The 21928-nt window shown below is 63.3% G+C and carries 21 protein-coding genes; 16 read left to right on the top strand and 5 right to left on the bottom strand.

Annotated elements, in window-relative coordinates; translation table 11 throughout:
• Positions 1–108: 108 nt before the first annotated feature.
• The 4 genes from NKH03_RS22505 to NKH03_RS22490 form a co-directional block, all read right to left on the bottom strand.
• Positions 109–1050, bottom strand: a complete 942-nt coding sequence (locus NKH03_RS22505; protein WP_352970609.1) for an ABC transporter substrate-binding protein — start codon at positions 1048–1050, stop codon at positions 109–111.
• A gap of 143 nt (positions 1051–1193) precedes the next feature.
• Positions 1194–1808, bottom strand: coding sequence for a cupin domain-containing protein (locus NKH03_RS22500; RefSeq protein WP_352871998.1), 615 nt, complete (start codon positions 1806–1808; stop codon positions 1194–1196).
• Between the two features lie 164 nt (positions 1809–1972).
• The gene (locus tag NKH03_RS22495; protein ID WP_352970607.1) at positions 1973–2905 is read right to left on the bottom strand and encodes a dimethylarginine dimethylaminohydrolase family protein; all 933 of its coding nucleotides are present in this window, start codon (positions 2903–2905) and stop codon (positions 1973–1975) included.
• The gene (locus NKH03_RS22490) at positions 2892–4523 is read right to left on the bottom strand and encodes a zinc-binding metallopeptidase family protein (protein ID WP_352970606.1); all 1632 of its coding nucleotides are present in this window, start codon (positions 4521–4523) and stop codon (positions 2892–2894) included. The genes NKH03_RS22495 and NKH03_RS22490 overlap by 14 nt, the downstream gene beginning before the upstream one ends.
• Before the next feature lie 84 nt (positions 4524–4607).
• Here NKH03_RS22490 and NKH03_RS22485 point away from each other — a divergent pair, with 84 nt between their 5' ends.
• The 5 genes from NKH03_RS22485 to NKH03_RS22465 all read left to right on the top strand — a co-directional run bounded on the left by NKH03_RS22485 (position 4608) and on the right by NKH03_RS22465 (position 9597).
• Entirely contained in the window at positions 4608–5531 is a 924-nt protein-coding gene (locus NKH03_RS22485) for a LysR substrate-binding domain-containing protein (RefSeq protein WP_352970605.1), read from the top strand.
• A gap of 122 nt (positions 5532–5653) precedes the next feature.
• Positions 5654–6748 carry an ABC transporter ATP-binding protein gene (locus NKH03_RS22480; RefSeq protein WP_352970603.1) on the top strand — a complete coding sequence of 365 codons (1095 nt, stop codon included), beginning with the start codon at positions 5654–5656 and terminating at the stop codon, positions 6746–6748.
• A 68-nt stretch (positions 6749–6816) separates the two neighbouring features.
• Entirely contained in the window at positions 6817–7932 is a 1116-nt protein-coding gene (locus tag NKH03_RS22475) for an ABC transporter substrate-binding protein (RefSeq protein WP_352970602.1), read from the top strand.
• A gap of 25 nt (positions 7933–7957) precedes the next feature.
• Positions 7958–8791, top strand: a complete 834-nt coding sequence (locus tag NKH03_RS22470) for an ABC transporter permease (protein ID WP_352626809.1) — start codon at positions 7958–7960, stop codon at positions 8789–8791.
• Positions 8791–9597: an ABC transporter permease gene (locus tag NKH03_RS22465; RefSeq protein WP_352876735.1), complete on the top strand. Its 807-nt coding sequence runs from the start codon at positions 8791–8793 to the stop codon at positions 9595–9597. Before NKH03_RS22470 ends, NKH03_RS22465 begins: the two co-directional genes overlap by 1 nt.
• Positions 9598–9687: 90 nt before the next feature.
• Here the strand turns inward: NKH03_RS22465 and NKH03_RS22460 are convergent, their stop codons facing one another.
• Positions 9688–10755, bottom strand: a complete 1068-nt coding sequence (locus NKH03_RS22460; protein ID WP_352970600.1) for a glycosyltransferase family 2 protein — start codon at positions 10753–10755, stop codon at positions 9688–9690.
• A 614-nt stretch (positions 10756–11369) separates the two neighbouring features.
• On the opposite strand from NKH03_RS22460, the gene NKH03_RS22455 reads away from it, so the two are divergent.
• The 11 genes from NKH03_RS22455 (at position 11370) to NKH03_RS22405 (ending at position 21923) form a co-directional block, all read left to right on the top strand.
• Positions 11370–11777: a DUF3168 domain-containing protein gene (locus NKH03_RS22455; protein ID WP_352871987.1), complete on the top strand. Its 408-nt coding sequence runs from the start codon at positions 11370–11372 to the stop codon at positions 11775–11777.
• Between the two features lie 173 nt (positions 11778–11950).
• Positions 11951–12250 (top strand): hypothetical protein, encoded by a 300-nt coding sequence (locus tag NKH03_RS22450; protein WP_126068492.1) that lies wholly within the window; start codon positions 11951–11953, stop codon positions 12248–12250.
• Positions 12251–12341: 91 nt separating this feature from the next.
• Complete coding sequence (locus NKH03_RS22445) at positions 12342–13007, top strand: response regulator transcription factor (RefSeq protein ID WP_023812809.1); 666 nt, start codon at positions 12342–12344, stop codon at positions 13005–13007.
• A complete protein-coding gene (locus NKH03_RS22440) occupies positions 12991–14424 on the top strand; it encodes an ATP-binding protein (protein WP_352970599.1) in 1434 nt (477 codons plus the stop codon). Before NKH03_RS22445 ends, NKH03_RS22440 begins: the two co-directional genes overlap by 17 nt.
• 188 nt (positions 14425–14612) lie before the next feature.
• The gene (locus NKH03_RS22435) at positions 14613–15050 is read left to right on the top strand and encodes an RT0821/Lpp0805 family surface protein (RefSeq protein ID WP_352871984.1); all 438 of its coding nucleotides are present in this window, start codon (positions 14613–14615) and stop codon (positions 15048–15050) included.
• A gap of 126 nt (positions 15051–15176) precedes the next feature.
• The gene (gene ccmI / locus NKH03_RS22430; RefSeq protein ID WP_352970597.1) at positions 15177–16316 is read left to right on the top strand and encodes a c-type cytochrome biogenesis protein CcmI; all 1140 of its coding nucleotides are present in this window, start codon (positions 15177–15179) and stop codon (positions 16314–16316) included.
• Positions 16317–16324: 8 nt separating this feature from the next.
• On the top strand, positions 16325–16768 hold the full coding sequence (gene ccmE, locus NKH03_RS22425; protein WP_352970596.1) for a cytochrome c maturation protein CcmE: 444 nt from the start codon (positions 16325–16327) through the stop codon (positions 16766–16768).
• 32 nt (positions 16769–16800) lie between these two features.
• Entirely contained in the window at positions 16801–18792 is a 1992-nt protein-coding gene (locus tag NKH03_RS22420; protein WP_352970595.1) for a heme lyase CcmF/NrfE family subunit, read from the top strand.
• On the top strand, positions 18789–19256 hold the full coding sequence (locus NKH03_RS22415; protein ID WP_352871980.1) for a cytochrome c-type biogenesis protein: 468 nt from the start codon (positions 18789–18791) through the stop codon (positions 19254–19256). Before NKH03_RS22420 ends, NKH03_RS22415 begins: the two co-directional genes overlap by 4 nt.
• Before the next feature lie 131 nt (positions 19257–19387).
• Positions 19388–20938 (top strand): Do family serine endopeptidase, encoded by a 1551-nt coding sequence (locus tag NKH03_RS22410; RefSeq protein WP_352970594.1) that lies wholly within the window; start codon positions 19388–19390, stop codon positions 20936–20938.
• Between the two features lie 310 nt (positions 20939–21248).
• Positions 21249–21923, top strand: coding sequence for a response regulator transcription factor (locus NKH03_RS22405; protein ID WP_352626833.1), 675 nt, complete (start codon positions 21249–21251; stop codon positions 21921–21923).
• The last annotated feature ends 5 nt before the right edge of the window (positions 21924–21928 follow it).

Below are 21928 nucleotides of genomic sequence, written 5' to 3'. Positions count from 1 at the left end.
CCACCCAAACACCGGGTGCCTGTCCCCCACCCCACCATGAAACTGGGGCCCCGGCGCCCCACTCAAACCACAATGCATTCGCGGGGCCCGGCCGGTCCGGGGAGGATGCTACTTGAACATGTCCTTGAACTGGCCGACATTTTCCTTGGTCACGATGGTGATCGGAACATTGATGATCGGATCGATCTTCTCACCCTTCTTGAGCTTGCCGAAGGCTTCAACCGCTGCCTTGCCTTCACCAGCCGGATCCTGCTGGACGACGGCGACCACCCAGCCCTCTTCGAGACCTTGCACCGCCGACTTGGTCAGGTCCCAGCCGAACACCTTGACATCGCCGGTACGGCCCTGGCTGGTGACGGCGGAAACCGCACCGAGCAGAGCCGGCTCGCCGGTTGCGTAAAGCGTCGTCATGTCGGGATTGGCGGTCATAAGGTTCTCGGCGGCGGACAGGGCTACGTCCTGCACGTTCTGGCCGTCGACCGTGTCGAGGAAGGTGACTTTCTGGCCGCTGTCGGTGACGGCCTTCTTGAAGCCGTCGAGCCGCTGGTTCTGGATGAACGAATTGAGCGCGCCGACAACGCCGATCTTGGCGGTTCCGTTCAGCTTGGTCTTGACGTATTCGGCGTAGAACTTGCCGATATCCTCGCCGGCCTTGGTGTTGTCGACGCCGACGAAGGCGACGTTGTCGCCGTTCGGGATCTGCGCGTCGATGGCAATGACCGGAATGCCGGCGGCCTTGGCCGCGGTGATGGCCGGCTTCACACCGTTGACATCGATGGCGACGAGAATGATGCCGTCGACCTTCTGGGTAATGTAATTCTCGATCGCGTCGTTCTGCGCGCTTGGTACATTGTTGGCGTTGAAGATGACGAGGTCGACGCCGGCGGCCTTTGCAGCAGCTGTTGCACCGTCATTGATCTGGTTGAAGAACAGGGCCTGCTGGTTGATGGTCACCAGCGCATAGGTCTCGGCCATGGCGGAAGCAGAGCCGAGGGCGAGGGTCATGGCGATGGCTGCGGTGCAGCCTGAAAGGATCTTGGTAAGACGCATTCCGGTTCCCCTTGGTTTTACGGAAAAGGCCCTTGATCGGGCTCACCTGGCGACTGAGCGCAGAGGCATAATTCAAGGTACTTGATTTCTTGTCAAGTGACTTGAATTAGCGCCAACGAAAAGAAATGGGCGGATGCGCCGGATCAGAATGTCGCTGGCGTGTTCACCCAGAAAATGCTGGCGCGTTCATCTCCGACATTGCGGTACCAGTGCGGCAGTTCGGAGTTGAAGACGAAGGAATCGCCGGCGGACAGGCGAAACGTTTTTTCGCCGACCATCAATTCGATCGCACCTTCCAGGAGATAGCCGACTTCCTCGCCGGCATGCTGGATCGGGCCGGCGCTCTCACCGCCCGCTTCGATATGATGGATGTTGCACTGCAGGAGATGGCCGGGCGAATACGGGATGACACGCTCGAGCGAAATACCTTCGCCGCGCCGAAGCGGATCGAGCGCTATCAACGGCCGCGATCCAGCCCGAAAGACGATGCCTTCCTCGCCATCCGACTCCTCGAACATCCAGCCGATGTTCGTGCCGAGCACCTCGACAAGCCGGTGGAGCATGGGAAGCGAGGGCGAGACCTTGCCGTTCTCGACCTTGGAAAGCAGGCTTTCTGAGCAGTTCGCGGCAGCAGCGAGCGCCTTCAAGGTCAGCCCGCGCGTCTGCCGGGAAAGTTTCAACCGCGTGCCGAGCCGCAAGAGGCTGGTGGCGGTCGAGCGCTCGTCGCCCTTGCTGTTGTGGGTATCGATCTTGTTCATCTGGGGGCGCGAACATCTCCGCTGGTTGGGCTGACTCGTAAAACTGATCCTATGCGATGTCCATCCTATGAAAAATGGAGGAATGCGCAGGATCGCAATCACGGACCCGTCCATGGCAAGCGCCGGGCCCGCCGTTTCAATGCTCGCGAATGGGGCTCCGCCCCTCAGGCCGGTTCGCGCTTCAGCGCCTGTGCCATGCAGTGGATGCCGCCGCCGGTCTTGGAGATCTCGCTCATGTCGACGGCCGCGACCTCGAAGCCGCGTGCCTTGAGCTGACCTATCAGCGTCTGGCTGGAGGTCGGCGCGATCACCCGGTCCTTGCCCAGCGACATGAAGTTGCAGCCGAGCGCCATCGTGTCCTGGAACGGCACGTCGATGATCTCGTGCCCCTTGCCCTTCAGCCAGTCGACGATGCCGGGTTCAGTGCAGGCGAGGCAAACGGCGGTCAGTTTTTCGGCGATCGGCACCACCATCAGGTCGATATGGACATAGTACTCGTCGATAAAGGCGATGCGGGTCTCCCAGCCTTCCTTGTCGAACCAGGCCTGCACCTGGCGAGCGCCTTCCTCTTGCGTGCGGGCGCCGCCGCAGCCGATCAGCACGACGCCATCCTCGATGACGTTGAAGTCGCCGCCCTCGAAAGTACCTGCCGTGACCATGTCGTAGATCGGGATGCCGAGCTTTTCGTAGGTGCGGATTGCGGCGTAGTTCTCGCCGCGCCGCCACCAATTGGCCATCGCGGTGATGACGGCGCCATAAGGCGTCATCACACTGGAATCACGGGAATAGACCTGCATCGGCAGTTCGGGTGTCGGTTCGTGCCAGTGGATGTTGACGCCGAAATGTTCGTAGGCGGCGACGAGGTCCTTGTGCTGCGCTTGCGCGATCTGGACGTTGCAGGGCGCCTCGCGCAGATGCTTGCGCGACAGCGAGCTGGTCGACAGGTGACGCAGGAAATTGGGCGAGCCGAGCAAGACTTCGGTCAGGACGTCGGTCTCGTTGGCGAAGCCCCAGGCGGTCAGCGGCTTGGTGCCGCCGGCCGGATTGCGGCGCTGCAGCGAAAACGGCTCGGCGACAATACGGTCATGAACGGTCATGGGGTGCTCCTCGTGAGGTGGCTTGGGGTGACTGATTGTTCGGGATCCACCAGTCCCGCCCGCGTGGGGTGGTGACATATTCCGGCCAGCGGAATCCAATCGGCGGCTCGTAGTCGCAGAGCGGCGCGATCCAGTTCGAACCGCCGATGCCGCCGCCGGTGCGGGTGACGAACTCGTCCATCGCCGCACCGCGGGCGGTTTTGTCCTCCAGCAGGCGAAGGGCTGCCAGCGCGATGGTCTTCGACGCGCAGACGACCATTGGGTCGATGGTGGCAGGAATGCCGCCCAGCGCATTCATTACCCATGACGGATAGGGGTAGCCGGTCTCCGAGCGCAGCGCCGGGCGGGCGACATAGAAGCGCGCAGTCGGCGCATGCCAGCTCATATCGGTGTAATCGTCCGAGGTCGAATTCACCTGCGAGGGCGGCAGATCGCGGCGCAGGATCGCCTCCGCCGCCCGCGGCTCGATCAGGCGTTCGAGTTCTTCGATGAACGGCTCGTCACTCGCCATTCGCCCGGCATTGACCTGTATGTCGCGCGCGACTGCCTTGGCGTCCTGGTCCCAGCGCGGCGGCCCGACGGTCGACAGCGCTTCATAAGCGATTTCGGCCATGGTGTGATTGGCCAGCCCCGGCCGCGACTTCGACACCCAGTGCCGCTCATGGCGGCAGCCGCTCATGCTGGCAGCGGCCTCGGCATTGCGGTCGAGCACGGCGGTGATCTGCTCGGCCATCGCCAAGGTCGGCACGCGGATCATGTACTGGATCTCGGCCAATCCTGCCGGCAGGTTGTCGGCGGTCGCCTGGCCGGCGGTCAGGATCGCCTCACTGATCGACCAGCCACCCTGGTGCGGCAGCATGGAATCGCGCAGCGCCTTGGACGCCATGTACATCATCATGAGCGCATCGTTGGCGCCGGGCGCGCGCACCGCCGAATGCGCCTGCGGAATGGGCGCTGCGCCGCCCGCCAACCGCAGCCAGCGCTCCGGCTGGTCGCAGACAAAGCGATAGATCATCGCGTAAGCCGCGCCGCAATGCGTGTCCCAGCGCGCCGTGTTGCAGAGCGGCAGCATGTAAAACGGATGGAAGGAGATCATGCCGGCAAGGCCGTCATAATAACCCTTGGCGGCATGGATCGGCTTTGATCCGCGCACCTTCTCGGCCGGTTCGCCGGTGAAGCGCAGCGTGCCCGGTATGCCGTGGCGCTGCATCGCCGCCTTGGTCGCCAGCAGCCCGCCGAGGCTTGAAATGCCGAGTCCCGAATGCGGGTCGGTATGGCCACCCGCATGTTCGCCAAGGCCCGGGCGAGGGCGCCTGACGGTCGCCGCATCCTGGCAATTGCCCGGCACGGCGTCGTATTCGGCATACATGCCGATGGTCGGACCGGCGCCGTTTGTCCAATGCGCGCAGAAGGCTGTGGGCATGCCGCCGGAACCTTCCTCGACGGAAAAGCCTTCGCGCTTCAGTCTCTCCACATACCAGGCAGAGGATTGATACTCGCGCCATGCAGTCTCGCCGAAGTCGAAAATGGTGCGCGTCCACGCCGACAGCAGCGGCCGGATGTCGTCAAGACAGGCAAGCGCTGTTGCTTGCGCCGAAGTGGTGACCGCTTTCTCCATGGCCTCAGAAGAAAGCAGTGAAGCGGTCCGCCAAAAAGTGATATGTTTTTCCGGCTCATGCAAATTCGGTTCACCTGAGGTCTCTTGCGCATACCATCGACACAAGCACTGCGTGCGCTCGACAGCTTCGCTCGTCACGGCAGCGTCTGGCGCGCCGCCGACGAGTTGCACCTGACCCGCAGCGCCGTCAGCCACCAGCTTCGGCTGCTGGAGCGCGACCTCGGCTTCGACCTGCTAGAACGCATCGGCAAGGGCGTGGCACTGACGCCGCGCGGCCAGCGCTACGCCAGCGATGTGCGCAAGGCGTTGACCGTGCTGGGCGACGCGGTGACGCGCCATGCTGGCACGGGCGTTGGCGGCTCGTTCAGCGTCAGTTGCACGCCGGGCTTCGCCTCGTTGTTCCTGTGCACCCATATCGGCGAGTTCCGCCAGATGTACCCTGACGTGGCGCTGCGCGTCCTGACGCCACGCCGGCTGGATGATGTCAGCAATGCCGACGCCGATGCCTTCATCGCATTTGGCGTCGGCAACTGGCCGAACCGCGCGGTCGAGCTTCTGTGCGAGATTTCGTTCACGCCGCTGTGCAGCCCGACGCTGCTCAACAAGGTCGGTGGATTTTCGAAGCCAGCCGACGTTTTGCGCGCCAACCTCCTGCATCTCGGCGATACCGAGGACTGGGCGCGCTGGCTGGCCTTGTCGAAGGTCGAGAACCCCGACCCGGAGGGCGGCATATTCTTTTCGGACATGAATCTCGTCTTCTCGGCCGCGATCGCCGGCCAGGGCATGGCTATGGGCGACGAACTGACCAGTGGCAAAGCGCTGGCCGAAGGCAGGCTGGTGCGTCCATTCGATATCGCGATCAAATCGCCGCGCTCGTACTTCCTGGTCTCCGAACACGCCAAGGCCACGCATCCGGTGCTCGACGCCTTTGCCAGATGGTTGCGGTCGAAGCTCGCGGAGAGCAATGCCAAGGGCATGGCGGACCACGGGCGCCACGCCCGGGTATAGCCGACCACGGCCGCCATCGATTGGATAGATGAATCAAATTTGCCGATCAGGCGAAAACTATTCGGTTGCGGTGAGGCCGCGCGCTGCCCTACGATTTCTCCTGAACCGAGGAAACAGGCAGGATGCAGCAACCCGGCCGGGCCGCAGAGATCAAGGCAATTGGGATCGGCAAGAGCTTCGGCTCGTTCCGTGCATTGGACAATCTGTCGCTCGATATCGGCCGCGGCGAGTTCCTGACCCTGCTCGGACCGTCCGGTTCGGGCAAGACCACATTCCTGATGATCCTTGCCGGCTTCGTGCAGCCGAGCGAGGGCCGGCTGTTCAGCGACGGCGTCGACATCGCCGACCGGCCGGCCGAGCAACGCGCCGCCGGCATGGTGTTCCAGGGCTACGCGCTGTTCCCGCATATGAGCGTCGAGGCCAACATCGCCTTTCCCCTCAAGGTGCGCAAGAAATCGGCGGCCGACATCAAGCGCCGTGTCGGCGAGATGATCGAACGCGTCGGCCTCAAGGGCCACGAGAAAAAGCTGCCGGCGCAGCTTTCCGGCGGTCAGCAGCAGCGCGTGGCACTGGCGCGCGCGCTGGTGTTCGAGCCTGGCGTGCTGTTGCTCGATGAACCGTTCTCGGCACTGGACAAGGGTCTGCGCGGCCAGATGCAGGCCGAGATGAAGCGGCTGCACCAGGAGACCGGCACCACCTTCGTCTTCGTCACCCACGACCAGAGCGAGGCACTGGCGCTGTCGTCGCGCGTCGCCATCTTCAACCATGGCAAACTGCTGCAGGTCGGAGCGCCCGACGAGGTCTACGACCGGCCGGACAACCGCTTCGTCGCCGAGTTCCTCGGCGAGATCAACATGCTGCCGCTGAAGGGGGTCCGCCCGGCCGACAATGGCTTGACCGGCCTCTGCGAAGACCGTGCGGTCTCCGTGCGTTGCAAGGCCGAGGCGGTGCGCGGCGATGCGATCCTGGCGATCCGGCCCGAGTACATGTCGATATCAGGGGAGGCGGCGGCCGGTGAGAACGGCATCGCCGCGACAGCGACCAACTCCACCTATCTCGGCGCGGCAACGCGGCTTGACCTGACGACGCGGCAAGGCGCCAAGGTCACGGTCTCCGTGCCCAACGAGATAGCGGCGGCCGCGCTCAGCAAGGGCAACTCCGTCTGGCTCACCTGGCCGGCTGAAAAGGGTTTCCTCCTTCCGCATGGAGGACAATGACCAACGGTGTGGCGAGACACGTGCCCACCACTTTGCGGTACTATCAACGACAAAAAAGGGGAACTGACATGACACACGATACCAAGAAACAAGCCATCGAGAGCCTGTCTGCCAGGGCAGGTCGCGGCGAAATCTCGCGCCGCCAATTCACGCAGCTGGCAGCATTCGTGCTGGCCGGCACGCCGATGATGCTGCGCTCGACCGGTGTCTTTGCCGCGGCCAAGGAACTGGTGCTGGTCAACTGGGGCGGTGACGCCATCACGGCTTACGACGCCGCCTACGGCCAGCCCTTCACCAAGGAAACCGGCATCACCGTCAAGATGGATGGCTCGGGGCCGACCGAAGGCGCCATCGCTGCGCAGTTCAAGAGCGGCGCGCCGACCTGGGACCTCGTCGACGTCGACCCGTTCTCGGCCATCACGCTCGGCGCCCAGGGCGCCCTCGAGCCGATCGACTATGCGATCGTCGACAAGAAGAAGATGCGCGAAGGCTTTGGCTGGGAATACGCCGCCTCGACCTATTTCTTCTCCTATGTCATCGCCTACGACTCCGAGAAGTACGGCAAGGACGCGCCGACCGGCATGGCCGATTTCTTCGACGTGAAGAAATTCCCCGGCAAGCGCTCGCTCTACAAATGGGGCGTGTCGAGCTGGGAAGCCGCCCTGCTGGCCGACGGCATCGCGCCGGCGTCGCTCTATCCGCTCGATCTCAAGCGCGCGCATGACAAGATCGCCGCCTTCAAGGAAAACGTCGTCGCCTATTGGGGCGGCGGTGCCGAAAGCCAGAGCGTGCTGCTCAATGGCGAGGCCTCGATGGCGATCGTCTGGTCGACGCGCGCTTCACTGATCGAGCAGGACTCGGGCGGCAAGATCAAGTTCATCTGGGACCAGGGCCTGATCTCGCCCGGCGCGCTCGCCGTGCTCAAGGGCAATCCTGGCGGCAAGGACGCGGCGATGAAGTTCATCGCCAGCACCCAAGACCCGCAAAAGCAGCTGGTCATGTTCGACAAGCTCGGCCAGGGTCCTGCAAATCCAGCTACCGACGCGCTGATCCCCGCCGACAAAAAGCGCATCAACCCGGTCGATCCCGAGAACATGAAGAAGCAGATCGCGCTCGACATGGACTGGTACGCCAAGAATTACGGGGCAGCGCTCGACGAATACACCAAGATCATCTCGGCCTGACCAGGGCCGGGATGATCGGGTCGAAATGAGATCCTATCTCTCCGACAGGATGGGCGCGGCGCTGTTGATGGCGCCGCTGCTCCTGTTTCTTGTCCTCGCCTATGCCTGGCCGTTCCTCGGCGTCGTCAAATGGAGCTTTACGCTGCCGACGCCCGGGCTCGGCCAGTATAACGCACTGCTCACCGACGATCTGGTGCAGTCGGTGTTCATCCGCACGCTGCGCATCGCGGCGATCGTCACCGTGGTTTCGGTGGCCGCTGCCTACGCCATCACCGTCGTCTGGGTGCGCGGAACCCCGGCACAGCGCCTGATCGCCGAGTTCTGCATTCTAGTACCCTTCTGGATTTCCGTCCTGACCCGTGCCTTCGGCTGGGTGGCGCTGCTGTCCAATCGCGGCCTGATCAACACGTGGCTGCAGGCGATCGGCTTCATTTCCGAACCGCTGGCGCTGGTGCGCAACGAATTCGGCGTCATCGTCGGCATGACGCATTTCCTCATTCCTTTCGCCGTCTTCCCGCTGGCATCGGCCATGCGCAGCCTCGACGACCGCGTGCTGCTGGCCGCGCGCGGCCTCGGCTCCAGCCGCATGCGCACCTTCTGGACGGTGTTCGTACCGATGACGCGCTCCGGCATCATCGGTGCGGCGATGATCGTCTTTGTGTTTTCGCTCGGCTTCTTCGTCACGCCGGCGATCCTTGGCGGCGGCCGCAGCGTGATGATCGCCGAGCTGATCTATCTGCGCATCTTCCAGAGCCCGGACTGGGGCCTGGGCGCTGCGATCAGCGTGGTGCTGGTGCTGTTCGTCGGCGCGCTGATGGCGCTGCTGTTCCGTTATGTCAGACCGAAGCAGCTGATCTGATGCCGACCTATCGGCCCGGTCCCGTCTCGCTGATCATCGCCGCCTTCGTCGCGCTGTTCCTGTTGATGCCGCTGCTCGCCGTCATCCCGGTGTCGCTGACGCCGAGCCGCATGCTGGCGATGCCGTCGGGCGAACTGTCCCTGCGCCACTACCGGTCGCTGGTCGAGGATCCGCGCTGGCTCCAATCGATCCTGCTCAGCATCCGCATCGGCATCGTCAGCAGTGCCTTTTCCACCGTGCTGGCGCTGTGCTTCAGCCTCGGCGTGTGGATGTTCCAGCCGCGCTTCACCGCGGCACTCGTCGGCTTCGTGCTGCTGCCGATGGTGGTGCCGCCCGTGGTCTCGGCGATCACGCTCTACTTCCTGCTCACCTCGATCTCGGGCTTCAGCTCGTTCTTCGGCTATGACACCTGGCTGGGTGTCGCCATGGCCCACTCGGTGATGACCGTGCCGTTCGCCACCGTTCTGATCCTGGTCTCGCTCAGCCAGCTCGACCGGCGCATCGACCTTGCCGCGCGGGGCCTCGGCGCCTCGGTGTGGGAGCGGGCCACCCGCATCATCATGCCCAACATCAAGTTCGGCATCGTCACCGCGGCGCTTTTGTCGTTCGTGCTGTCCTGGGAAGAAATCGGCGTCACGCTGTTCATCACCTCGGTCAACGCCATCACGCTGCCCAGGCTGATGTGGATGGGCCTGCGCGACAACATCGACCCGGCGATCGCCGCACTCTCGGTGATCCTGATCATCATCACGGTGCTGGTGCTGGCGGTGCGCAGCTTCGTGAACCGGATGAACGCGGGGCAGTGAGAAGGCAAAGCGTGGCGCAGGCCCGCTTAAGACCTTCGGGCAAAGCTTTCCTCCCATCCCGCCGGACATCTCGCCCACAAGGGCTTCGGGCTACCCCATCGCGCGGCGGATTGTCCTGGACAGGCGGGCAAGGAATGTTGGTCGGGACGATGCGTCGAGCTTCCACGACAGCACCGCCATGGCCATTTGCCGCGGCAGCATGCCGACCGACAGGAACCAGGCGGCAAGCACGGCACGGCGGCGCAGGGACGCCGTCATTTCGAGGCTGGCGACAGCGCCCGCGGCCGCTAGCGCCAGGCGGGAATCGTCGGCCACGGGGTGCCGGTGCCTGTCCGCGCAGAGCGATGCCAGCCGTTCTTCCAGATGGACCGGATCATGGCGAACAATTTCTGCCGGCACGACGGTCAGGCCGGCCTGCGATGCCTGGTCCGACAGCGCCTCCATGCGGTGGAAATCGTGCTCTACCCGCCAGCGTGCCCGTTCGGCGAGCTTTTCACCGAAAACCGAATGGTTGGCGCCGTGGATTCGGTAAGCGCCGACACATTCATCGATGGACTGAACGTGACCATACAGCGGCGCCAGCGTCGCAAGATAGCCGTCGGCGCCCTGGCGAAAATCCGATTCCGGAATCGGCATGATCGATTCCAGGGTCGTCCGGTCAAAGGCCAGCCCGCTGGTTACGGTCGTCTGGTAGCGCCCCTTGCGCATAAGTTTCGGCATGACATCGCCGCTGTCGAAGGGCAGTTCCGGCGGCGGAAAGACGTCCTTGATGCGTTGCCGGTCATCGACGATGTGCAATCTGGATTGCACCTGGGCGGTTGCCTCGTCCCAGGTGTCGACGATCCTGGAGACGGCTTCCGGATAAAGATAATCGTCGGCGTCGAGGAAGAGGACGATTCGGCCCGAGCTCGCGGCAAAGCCGGTGTTGAAGGCGGCCGCGTGCCCGCCATTCTTTCGTCGCGGACAAGCGAGGATCCTGTCGCCGTAGGATTTCATGATCGTCGTGGAATTGTCCTGCGATGCATCGTCGACGACGATGACTTCGACATCGTCGTGGTCCTGCTCCAGCGCGCTGTCGATGCTACGTTCAAGGAAACGCGCGTAATTGTAGTTCGGAATAATGATGGAAACTGGGATTTTGTGGGGGGTGGACTGCATCGCATTCGACCTCGCATCTTGCTTTGTTTTTGGCAGACCCCGCTCGTGGGCTGCCTCCTCTTCAAGCTCGCTCCGCGAATTTGCCGAGGAAAAGCCTCGCCTTTTCGTCGGGTGACGGACCACGTCACTCTTTCACGACTTGATGAAAAGCCGCCATCGCCTTCGAGGATCGCGGTGGCTGACTGGGGTACGCCGGCCAGCCCAAAAGCTCCGACGCTCTTGGTTATCGACCAAGCCCGACGGAAATGGTGTCGCGTTTGGTCACAGTGGGACCGCAGCGGACGCCTTGAAGGCACGTTAGATACTGGCCTTTAAATGCGGCTGGAACAAGCCGCTATCCGAAAACTGATGTCCAGGGGCGTGGCCAGAGGCGTGGCCAGATGGTGTCAGACAAAACAAACCTCACCGAGACGCGGCCAATCCTGCCTAGATCGCAAGGCTGCTCGGCGCCCCCTGACGACGTTGTTGGCGAAGTCGTATCAGCATTCATCAGTTCTATGACGAATCGCCATCGCCTCCGCGCGTCGAATGGTTATATCTGACACAATATGCAGAACGCAGGCAGGCTTCCGAAAGGCAATGGTCGGCAGCGCAAAGGCTAGAGGAAGAGGACGATGACCGCGCCCGGCGATTTGCAGCAGGCACTGTTTCTGAGGCTCAAAAGCGATGCAGCCCTGTCGACCTTGCTGGGCGGCGCGGGATTGCTCGAACGGGCAACCGACAATGCCGCTTTTCCCTACGTGACTTGTGGCCAGACCTCTGCCTTTGACTGGGATACGGGCGCGGAGAACAATAACGATCAGCTGGTCACTCTGCATGTCTGGTCGAAAGCCCAGGGGGAAGCCGAAACACTTGCCATCATGGACGCTATCAAAGCGCGGCTCGCCAATGCGGCGCTGGAGATTGGCGCCCACGGCCAGACACGACTGTCGCTCGAATTCAGCGAGGTTCGCCACGACGAGGATCTGCTCGTGCATCACGGGCTGCTGCGTTTTCGCGCGATAACGCAGGAAAACGCCTGATACGCTTTCAATATGGTCGAAACGGAGTCTAGACTGGACTCTCGCGGGATTTCACGGTTGACGCGGTGAAATCCCAGGTTGACTGTCTCGCGTTGCAGGGGTGTGGCGAGGATGTTTTCGGCGCCGTTCACTGTTCATTTCACGTTCAGCACCGATGCGTTACAACGTCGACCATGAAAACGCTTCGCTCCCACTTCCGAACCGCGACACTGGCGCTCTGTGCTGCCGGGCTGTTTGCGTCGCAGGCGATGGCGATGCCGGTCATCGCGCCCGACCAGGCCAGCCCGATCCTGCTGGCGGCGTCCGATTGCTACGCGATCGGTCAGCAGGTGGCCGAACAGAATGGCGGAACGCTGGCCAAGGCCTCGCAATCGACACGTGGCGGCCAGCCTGTCTGTGTCATTGTCGTGCTCGTTCCTGGCAAGGACGGACAACGTCCGCGCCGTTCCGAAATCGTCGTTCCGCTGAACTGACCCACTCTTCCATTTTACAGACCTCCGTTTCCCAGGCCGCCGGAATCGGCCTATACCTGACCCTAGCTCTTCAACAGGTATCGAACTCCGCATGCGCGTACTCGTCGTCGAGGATGACAAGGATCTCAACCGGCAGATATCGGATGCGCTGGTCGATGCCGGCTACGTCGTCGACCGCGCCTTCGACGGCGAGGAAGGCCATTTCCTCGGCGACACCGAGCCCTACGACGCCGTCGTGCTCGACATCGGACTGCCGCAGATGGACGGTATCAGCGTGGTCGAGCGTTGGCGGCGCGGCGGCCGCAAGATGCCGGTGCTGATCCTGACGGCGCGCGACCGCTGGAGCGACAAGGTCTCCGGCATCGATGCCGGCGCCGACGACTATGTCACCAAGCCGTTCCACATCGAAGAGGTACTGGCGAGGCTCCGGGCCCTGATCCGGCGCGCCGCCGGCCATGCCTCGTCCGAACTGACCTGCGGACCGCTGCGCCTCGACACCAAGGCGTCAAAGGCCGATGTCGACGGCGTGCCGCTGAAACTGACATCGCACGAATTCCGCCTGCTTGCCTATCTGATGCACCATATGGGCGAGGTCGTCTCGCGCACCGAACTGGTCGAGCATCTCTATGACCAGGATTTCGACCGCGATTCCAACACCATCGAGGTGTTTGTCGGGCGGCTGCGCAAGAAGATGGGCATCGACATGATCGAAACCGTGCGCGGCATGGGCTACCGCATGCGTGAGCCGGAGGCGTAACTCGGAACCGCTCAAATCAATCGCAAGGACGCCGCTTTCGCTGCGTTTGTGGCCGCGTTCGCTGACGTTCCGCGTCATCGCCTTTTCCACGGTCTGGGCGATCGTGACGCTCGTCGTCATCTTCACCCTGATCACCACGCTCTACCGCCAGGCCAGCGAGCGCGGCTTCGACAGCCTGCTTTCGGCGCACCTGTTTAATTTGATCGGCTCCATCGGTATTTCCGACAACGGTGCACTCACCGGCGCTCCCGACCTCGGTGATCTCCGGTTCTCGGAGCCGAATTCGGGCTGGTACTGGTCGGTGGAGCCCGCCTCGGAAGGCGTACATGGCGATCTCCACTCGTCTTCGATGACCACGACGATACCGTCGCCGAGCGTTGCCGATGTGCCGTTCAACGCCAGCTTCCAGCGCAGCTATGCGGCCGAAGGCATCGACGGCGAGCAGCTCGAAGTGTTCGAGAGCGAATTCGTTCTCGATTCCAAGAACCGCGCCGCGCGCTTCCGCGTCATGGGCAACCAGAGCGAGCTCGAACAGGAAATCGCCACCTTCCAGCGCCGCCTGCTGACTTATCTCAGCCTGTTCGGCGTCGGCATGATCGCCATCAACGCGATCGCCATTCTGCTCGGCCTGCAGCCGCTGCGCCGGGTCAGGAACGCGCTTGCCATGGTGCGCGAGGGCACAGCGCAGAGGCTCGACGGCCGGTTTCCGGCCGAGATCGAACCGCTTGCGAACGAAACCAATGCGTTGATTGAAAACAACAGGCGCATCGTCGAGCGATCGCGAACCCAGGTCGGCAATCTCGCCCATTCGCTGAAGACGCCGCTCGCGGTGCTGCTCAACGAGGGCAGGGCGCTTGGCGGCGCCAAGGGACAGCTGATCACCGAACAGGCCGCTTCCATGCAGAAGCAGGTCGAGCACTATCTGCAGCGCGCCCGCGTCGCGGCACAACGCGACAGCGTCGTCTACCGCACGCCGGTGACGCCGCTGGTGCAGCGCATGGTCCGGGTTCTACAGAAGCTCAATCCGCGGACGAACCTGTCGCTGTCATTGCCGGCGACCGAAATCGTCTTCGCCGGTGAACGCGAGGACCTTGAGGAATTGCTTGGTAATCTTCTCGAAAACGCGATGAAATGGGCAAAAAGCGCGGTGTTGGTCTCGGTCGTGCCTTTGACCGGCAAGGACGATCCGACCGGCCTGTTTGAGATCAGCATCGAGGATGACGGCCCGGGCATTCCCGAGGACAAGGCGCGCGAGGCGCTGAAGCGCGGACGGCGTCTGGACGAGACAAAGCCCGGAACAGGTCTGGGGCTGGCCATTGTCGCCGACCTCGTCAACGAGTATGGAGGCGTCCTGGCGCTCGAACGGTCCGGCATGGGCGGATTGAAGGCGGTGGTGCGATTGCGGAGCCTTCAGTGATGTTCAGCCACGGCCATTCGACATCGATGGATGGGGCATGTTATGGCGGCATGTCGATTGGTCCCGGATTGGCCGGCAGCGGCCAAATTTCCGACAAATACCAATACTATGGCCACGTCAGCTTCTCCGATGACGCAGCCCCCGGCTCATTCATAACAGGCTCCAACTCAAGAAAACCGGTTGTTGGCATGAAGATTCGCGTCGCGCTTGTTTCCGCATTGCTGGCCGTTTCCGGCTGCACCACCTTGAGCGGCAAGGGGCCGACCGTAGCAGTGACACCGGCCTCGACGCCTCCTTCCAGCGGCAAGGTGACCACGACGATCATTTCGGCGATGGGCGGCGGCCTCATCGGTGGGTCGATCGGCGCCGGCCTCAGCGAGACCGAGAAGCGCAGTGCGCTCGAGGCTGAATACAAGGCGCTCGAGTACACGACCAGTGGCCAGAAGGTAACGTGGAAGGGCGCCCAGGCTTCGCACTATGGCGAGGTGGTTCCGGCACAGCCCTATCGCGTCGGTTCGCAGGATTGCCGCCAGTACACGCAGACGGTGTTCACCGGCGGGGCCGGAGTGACGGCGCGTGGAACCGCTTGCCGCAACACCGACGGCAGCTGGACACCGCTGACCTAATCAAAGACGGGTCCGGTTGGTATCCGGTCGGTTGATGTCGATCAAGGACATGTGGCGCGCCTGCCGTCAAAGCGTCGCAGGAAGCCTGTGTTGGCACGGCAGAACTCTGCCACTATTGGAAGAACCATGCTGTTCTGGGTCATAGCCGCAATTCTCACGCTGGGTGCAAGCCTGGCGGTGCTGCTGCCGCTGGCCGCCAGCTCGAAGGGCGCGTCGTCGAGCGGCGATCACGATCTCGAAGTCTATCGCGACCAGTTGTCCGAGCTTGACCGCGACGCTGCGCGTGGCTTGATCCAGCCGGCGGAAGCTGCCGAAGCGCGCGCCGAGATCGCTCGCCGCATCCTTCGCCTCGACAATGCGGCAACGACGGACCAGGCGTCCGTCGGCCGAGCCTCGGTCGCGGCAAGGCTGGTGGCAACCGCGGCCGTGCTGGTAGTGCCGCTGGTCAGCTGGGGCCTTTACAGTCAGCTCGGCTCACCCGATTTGCCGTCGCAACCGCTCAGCGAGCGGTTGGCCAAGAACCCGGCCGACAGTTCGGTCGACGAATTGGTGGCGCGGGCCGAAGCCCATCTTGCCGCCAATCCTTCCGATGGCAGGGGCTGGGATGTGCTCGCGCCAGTCTATCTGCGCATGCAACGCTTTTCCGATGCGGCGGCGGCCTATCGCAACGCTATACGCCTCGATGGCGACAGCGCCGTTCGCCAGGCCGGTCTTGGCGAGGCGATCGCCGGTGCGGCAGGCGGCATTGTCTCGGCCGATGCACAGAATGCCTTCGAGGCGGCCTTGAAACTCGACCCGGCCAATGCGAAGGCGAGCTTCTACCTGGTCATGGCGCTGGCGCAGGAGGGCCGCACCAAGGAGGCGGCCACGGCCTGGCAGGCAATGTTGGACAAGCTGCCGCCGGAGTCGCCATGGCGCAGTGCGGTCGAGCAAGCGCTGGCTAGGTCCGGCAGTTCCGCAGTCGCTTCCGGCGGCGCCACCAACGGTCCCGATGCCGGCGATATCGACGCTGCATCCTCGATGTCTCCCGCTGATAGGGAAGCCATGATCAGCACGATGGTCGCGCGCCTCGACGACAAACTGCGGCAAAATCCGCGCGATCCGGAAGGTTGGATGCGGCTCGTTCGTTCCTATGTCGTGCTGGGCAAGGCCGATCTGGCACGTCAGGCGCTCGGTCGCGCCATTGCCGTCTTTGGGGCCGACAGTGACGAAGCGAAAAAAATCACCGCCTTTGCCGCCACGCTTGGTCTGACGGCGACGGAGTAGAGTAAGACATGACGCGCAAACAGAAACGATTGTCGGTGATAGCGGGCGGGTTGGTTTTCCTCGGTGTCGCCACCGGGCTGACCTTCTACGCGCTTGGCCAGAAGGCCTCCTATTTCTACATGCCGGCCGATCTTATCACCGCCAGTGTCCAGCCTGGCCAGCGCATCAGGCTGGGCGGGCTGGTCGAAAAGGGCACGATCCAGCGCGGGCAGGGGGCGACGGTCGGCTTTTTGGTCACCGACACGCACAAATCGGTCAAGGTCACCTATACCGGCATCCTGCCCGACCTTTTCCGCGAAGAGCAAGGCGTCATCACCGAAGGCACCTTCGGCCCGGACGGCGTCTTCGTTGCCGACAGCGTGCTGGCCAAGCATGATGAGCGCTATATGCCCAAGGAGGTGGCCGACGGCCTGAAGGCCAAGGGCGTCTGGCAGGAGAGCAAGAGCGAATAGCTCTGGCAGGAGAGCAAAAGTGAATTACAGCCATGGTTGAAACCGGACATTTCGCCTTGGTCCTGGCGTTTGCGCTGTCACTGGTGCAGGCGCTCGTGCCGCTGCTTGGCGCACGCCTGAACAACCAGCGCCTGATGGCGGTCGGTGGGCCAGTCGCGGTGACCGGCTTTGCCCTGACGGCGCTGTCCTTCGTGGCGTTGGCGAGCGCTTATGCAAGCTCCGATTTCTCGGTGGCGAGCGTGTGGGAAAACTCGCATTCGCTGCAGCCATTGATCTACAAGATCACCGGAACCTGGGGCAATCACGAAGGCTCGATGCTGCTCTGGGTGCTGATCCTGACCTTCTTCGGCGCCCTTGTCGCCGCTTTCGGGTCAAATCTGCCGGCGACGCTGCGCGCCAACGTGCTTGCCGTGCAGGGCGCCATCGGCGCCGCCTTCTTCCTGTTCATCCTGGTGACATCCAATCCGTTCATCCGGCTCAATCCGGCGCCGATCGAGGGCCGCGATCTCAACCCGATCCTGCAGGATCTCGGCCTCGCCATCCACCCGCCCTTCCTCTATCTCGGCTATGTCGGTTTCTCGATCTGCTTTTCCTTTTCGGTCGCCGCCCTCATCGAAGGACGCATCGATGCGTCCTGGGCGCGCTGGGTGCGGCCGTGGACGCTGGTCGCCTGGATGTTCCTGACCGGCGGCATCGCCATGGGATCGTACTGGGCCTACTACGAACTCGGTTGGGGCGGTTTCTGGTTCTGGGATCCGGTCGAGAACGCCTCCTTCATGCCGTGGCTGTCCGGCACTGCGCTGCTCCATTCGGCGATCGTCATGGAAAAGCGGTCGGCGCTGAAGATCTGGACGCTGCTGCTCGCCATCCTGACCTTTTCGCTGTCGCTGCTCGGCACCTTCCTGGTGCGCTCGGGCGTCTTGACTTCGGTGCACGCTTTCGCCACCGATCCGACACGCGGCGTCTTCATCCTGTGCATCCTGACACTGTTCATTGGCGGCTCCCTGGCGCTGTTTGCGTTGCGCGCCTCGCGTCTGACGGCCGGCGGCCTGTTTCATCCGATTTCTCGCGAAGGCGCGCTCGTCCTCAACAATCTGTTCCTGACCACGGCCACCGCGACCGTGCTCGTTGGCACGCTCTATCCGCTGGCCGTCGAGGCCTTTTCCGCCGACAAGATTTCGGTCGGCGCGCCGTTCTTCAACCTCACGTTCGGACCCTTGATGGTGCCGCTGCTGCTGGTGGTTCCGTTCGGGCCGCTGCTGGCCTGGAAGCGCGGCGATGTCTTCGCCGTCGCGCAGCGCCTGATGGTGGCGTTCGCCGCGGCCCTCCTGGCAACGCTGGTCACCGCTTTGTTCATCGACGGCGCGTCGGTGTTTGCGGCCCTGGGCGTCGGCCTCGCCGTCTGGCTGATCCTCGGGGCGCTCACCGACCTTGCCGTCAAATCCGGCTTTGGCAATGTCGCGCCGGGGATCGTGGTCAGGCGCCTGCTCGGCTTGCCGCGCTCGGTCTTCGGCACCGCCTTCGCTCATCTTGGCCTTGGCCTGACCACGCTCGGCATCGTCGGCACGCTTTGCTTCGGCACCGAGAAGATCCTGTCGATGCATGCCGGCGAGACCGTCGAACTCTCCGGCCATACAGTGCGTTTCGTCGGGCTTTATCCGGCCCAGGGGCCGAACTACAGCGAGGATCGCGGCCGCTTCGAACTAATCGGCGTCAGCGGCGGTCCCGTTGCCGAAATCAGCTCCGCCAAGCGGTTTTATCCTGTGCGGCAGATGACGACGACGGAATCCGGCATCAAGACGATCGGCCTCTCCCAGCTCTACATCTCGCTCGGCGACGAGGGCAATGACGGTTCCGTCGTGGTGCGTCTGTGGTGGAAACCGCTGGTGACGTTGATCTGGGGCGGCGGCCTGGTGATGATGGCGGGCGCGGCGATGTCGCTGATGGACCGGCGCCTGCGCGTCGGCGCGCCGTCGCGGAGGAGAAAGCAGGCGAGCGCGGCGACATCTGCGGGTCTGCCATGAGCGCAAGATTTTCGCTGACCTCGCTTGTCCTGCTGCTGGCGCTGTTCTTCGCCGGCACGGCCCTGGCGGTGAAGCCTGACGAGATGCTGCCCGATCCGGCGCTCGAGGCGCGGGCACGGGCGCTGTCGGAGGGCCTGCGCTGCATGGTCTGCCAGAACCAGTCGATCGACGAATCCGACGCCGACCTTGCGCGTGACCTGCGCATCCTCGTGCGCCAGCGCCTCGTCGCCGGCGATACCGACCAGCAGGTGATGGATTACGTCGTCTCCCGCTATGGCGAGTTCGTGCTGCTGAAGCCGCGTTTCGATCTGCGCAATGCGTTGCTGTGGGGCACGCCTGTCCTGCTGTTGCTGGTGGGAGGCGTTTTCATCGTGCTGACCGCGCGGTCGCGCCGCACGCTGGCGACAAGATCCCTGTCCGCCGAAGAGCAGGCATCGTTGGATGCCATATTGCGCCGCGATTGACGCCGCGGTCACTGCCAAACATTACCAAAGTTTCATGTGTCGGAAATGGCGCCGTAATGTGCGCTTCTCTAATTCTCTCTTCCCGAGGATGCCGATCGAGCAGCATCCATTTGAAAGAGGATACGAGAACCATGAATATTGCCCCCAATTCATATTCCCTCACCCGCAAGCGTCTGCTGGCTGCCGTCGCGTCCATCGCCGTGGCCGGTGCGATCGGCGTCGGCGCGCTGACCAGTGGAACCAGCCCTGTTCTGGCCGACGCCGTGCGCGTCGAGGCGCCGCAGGTGCCGGGCTTCGCCGATGTCGTCGAGCGCGTTTCTCCCGCCGTTGTCAGCGTCAAGGTCAAGGCCAAGATCAGCCCGGCGGCCGATGATGGCTCCGACCAGTCCGACGATCCGGACGGCATGAACAACATGCCCGATAACCCACAGCTGCGCCGCTTCTTCAAGGAATTCCGCGGCTTTGGCGACCAGAACGGTCAGGACAGTAACAGGCGCTTCAGCCACCGTGACCACAATAACGGCCAGCCGCGGCCGGTTGCGCAGGGATCCGGCTTCTTCATCTCCGATGACGGCTATCTCGTCACCAACAACCACGTCGTTTCGGAAGGCTCGGCCTTCACCGTGGTGATGAATGACGGCAAGGAACTCGACGCCAAGCTGATCGGCACCGACCCACGCACCGATCTCGCCGTGCTCAAGGTCGAGGGTGTCGGCAAGTTCACCTACGTCGACTTCGCCGACGATTCCAAGGTTCGTGTTGGCGACTGGGTGGTGGCCGTCGGCAATCCGTTCGGCCTCGGCGGCACCGTCACCGCCGGCATCGTCTCGGCCCGCGGCCGCGACATTGGCGCCGGCCCCTATGACGACTTCATCCAGATCGATGCGTCGGTCAACCGCGGCAATTCGGGTGGCCCGACCTTCAACCTCAACGGTCAGGTCGTCGGCATCAACACCGCGATCTTCTCGCCGTCCGGCGGCAGCGTTGGCATCGCCTTCGACATTCCCGCTTCGACCGCCAAGCAGGTCGTTCAGGATCTGATGAAGAGCGGTTCGGTGCAGCGCGGCTGGCTCGGCGTCGAAATCCAGCCGGTCACGTCCGACATCGCCGAATCGCTCGGTCTGATGTCCAATAACGGCGCGCTGGTTTCCAGCGCCCAGGACAATGGCCCCGGCAAGAAGGCCGGCATCACCGCCGGTGACGTGATAACCCAGGTCGACGGCAAGGACGTTGCTTCGCCGAAGGAACTGGCACGCCTGATAGGCGCCTTTTCGCCCGGCAAATCCGTCGACGTCACCATGTGGCGCGACGGCAAGAGCCAGACGGTCAAGGTCGATCTCGGCACTCTACCCACCAGTGACAAGCAGGCATCTGCCGACCAGCCGCAGCCGCCCGCTCCGGCCAAGCCCGACACTCTGGCCGATCTCGGACTGACCGTCACCAAGTCCGAAAGCGGCAAGGGGCTGGTGGTGACCGACGTCGATCCCGACAGCGATGCCGCAGATCGCGGCATCCAGCCAGGCGACGTCATCACATCAGTCAATTCGACCGAGGTGAACGGCACAGACGATGTCACCAAGGCGATGACCGACGCAGTCAAATCCGGCCGCAAGGCGGTGCTGATGCAGATTAGCCGCGACGATACCAATCGTTTCGTCGCACTGCCCGTCGCCAAGGGCTGACGCTGTTCGACTTTTCCGGTGCGGCCGTTTCAAACACCCCCGAGCCGCCGCACGGGAAAGCATGGAGGAGCGCGCGTTAGTCAGTCATCGTGCTCTCCCCCGGCGGCAGCGGGCCTCCCATCGCCCGCTGCCGCACTATCGTCTGAAAGCCTGCTTGTCGTCTGAAAGCGTTTCGGCGGTCTTGGCGCAACCACATCGGGGACAAGGACTTTATCGCACACGGCTTCGGATGATCTTGATCGCGATGGCAAAGGCCACAATGCAGATGTCTGCCACTCAACCTTCCGGCGAAATCGCGTATAACAGTCCGATGAAGATTCTCGTCATAGAGGACGATCGCGAGGCCGCGGATTACTTGCAGAAAGCCTTTACCGAGGCCGGTCACACCGCGCATGTCGCCGGTGATGGCGAAACCGGCTTCGCGCTCGCCGATGCCGGCGACTACGACGTGATGGTCATCGACAGGATGATGCCGCGCCGTGATGGCCTGTCGGTCATTGCCGGTCTGAGATCCAGGGGCAACACCACCCCGGTGCTGATCCTGTCGGCGCTGGGCGAGGTCGATGACCGGGTCACCGGCCTGCGCGCCGGCGGCGACGATTACCTGACCAAGCCCTATGCCTTTTCCGAGCTTCTGGCCCGCGTCGAGGTGCTGAATCGCCGCGCCAGCGCCAAGGAAGCCGAAACCGTCTACCGCGTCGGCGATCTCGAACTCGACAGGCTGTCGCATTCGGTCCGTCGCGCGGCGCGCGAGATCACGCTGCAGCCACGTGAATTCCGCCTGCTGGAATATCTGATGCGCCATGCCGGCCAGGTGGTGACGCGCACCATGCTGCTCGAAAATGTCTGGGACTATCATTTCGATCCGCAGACCAATGTCATCGACGTCCATGTCTCGCGGCTGCGCGGCAAGATCGAGAAGGGCTTCGACAAGCCCATCCTGCATACGGTTCGCGGCGCCGGCTATATGCTGAAGAGCAGTTAGCGGCA

The sequence above is a fragment of the Mesorhizobium sp. M1406 genome (genome assembly GCF_040317555.1).
Classification (GTDB): domain Bacteria; phylum Pseudomonadota; class Alphaproteobacteria; order Rhizobiales; family Rhizobiaceae; genus Mesorhizobium.
This window is presented reverse-complemented; position numbering and strand designations above follow the sequence as displayed.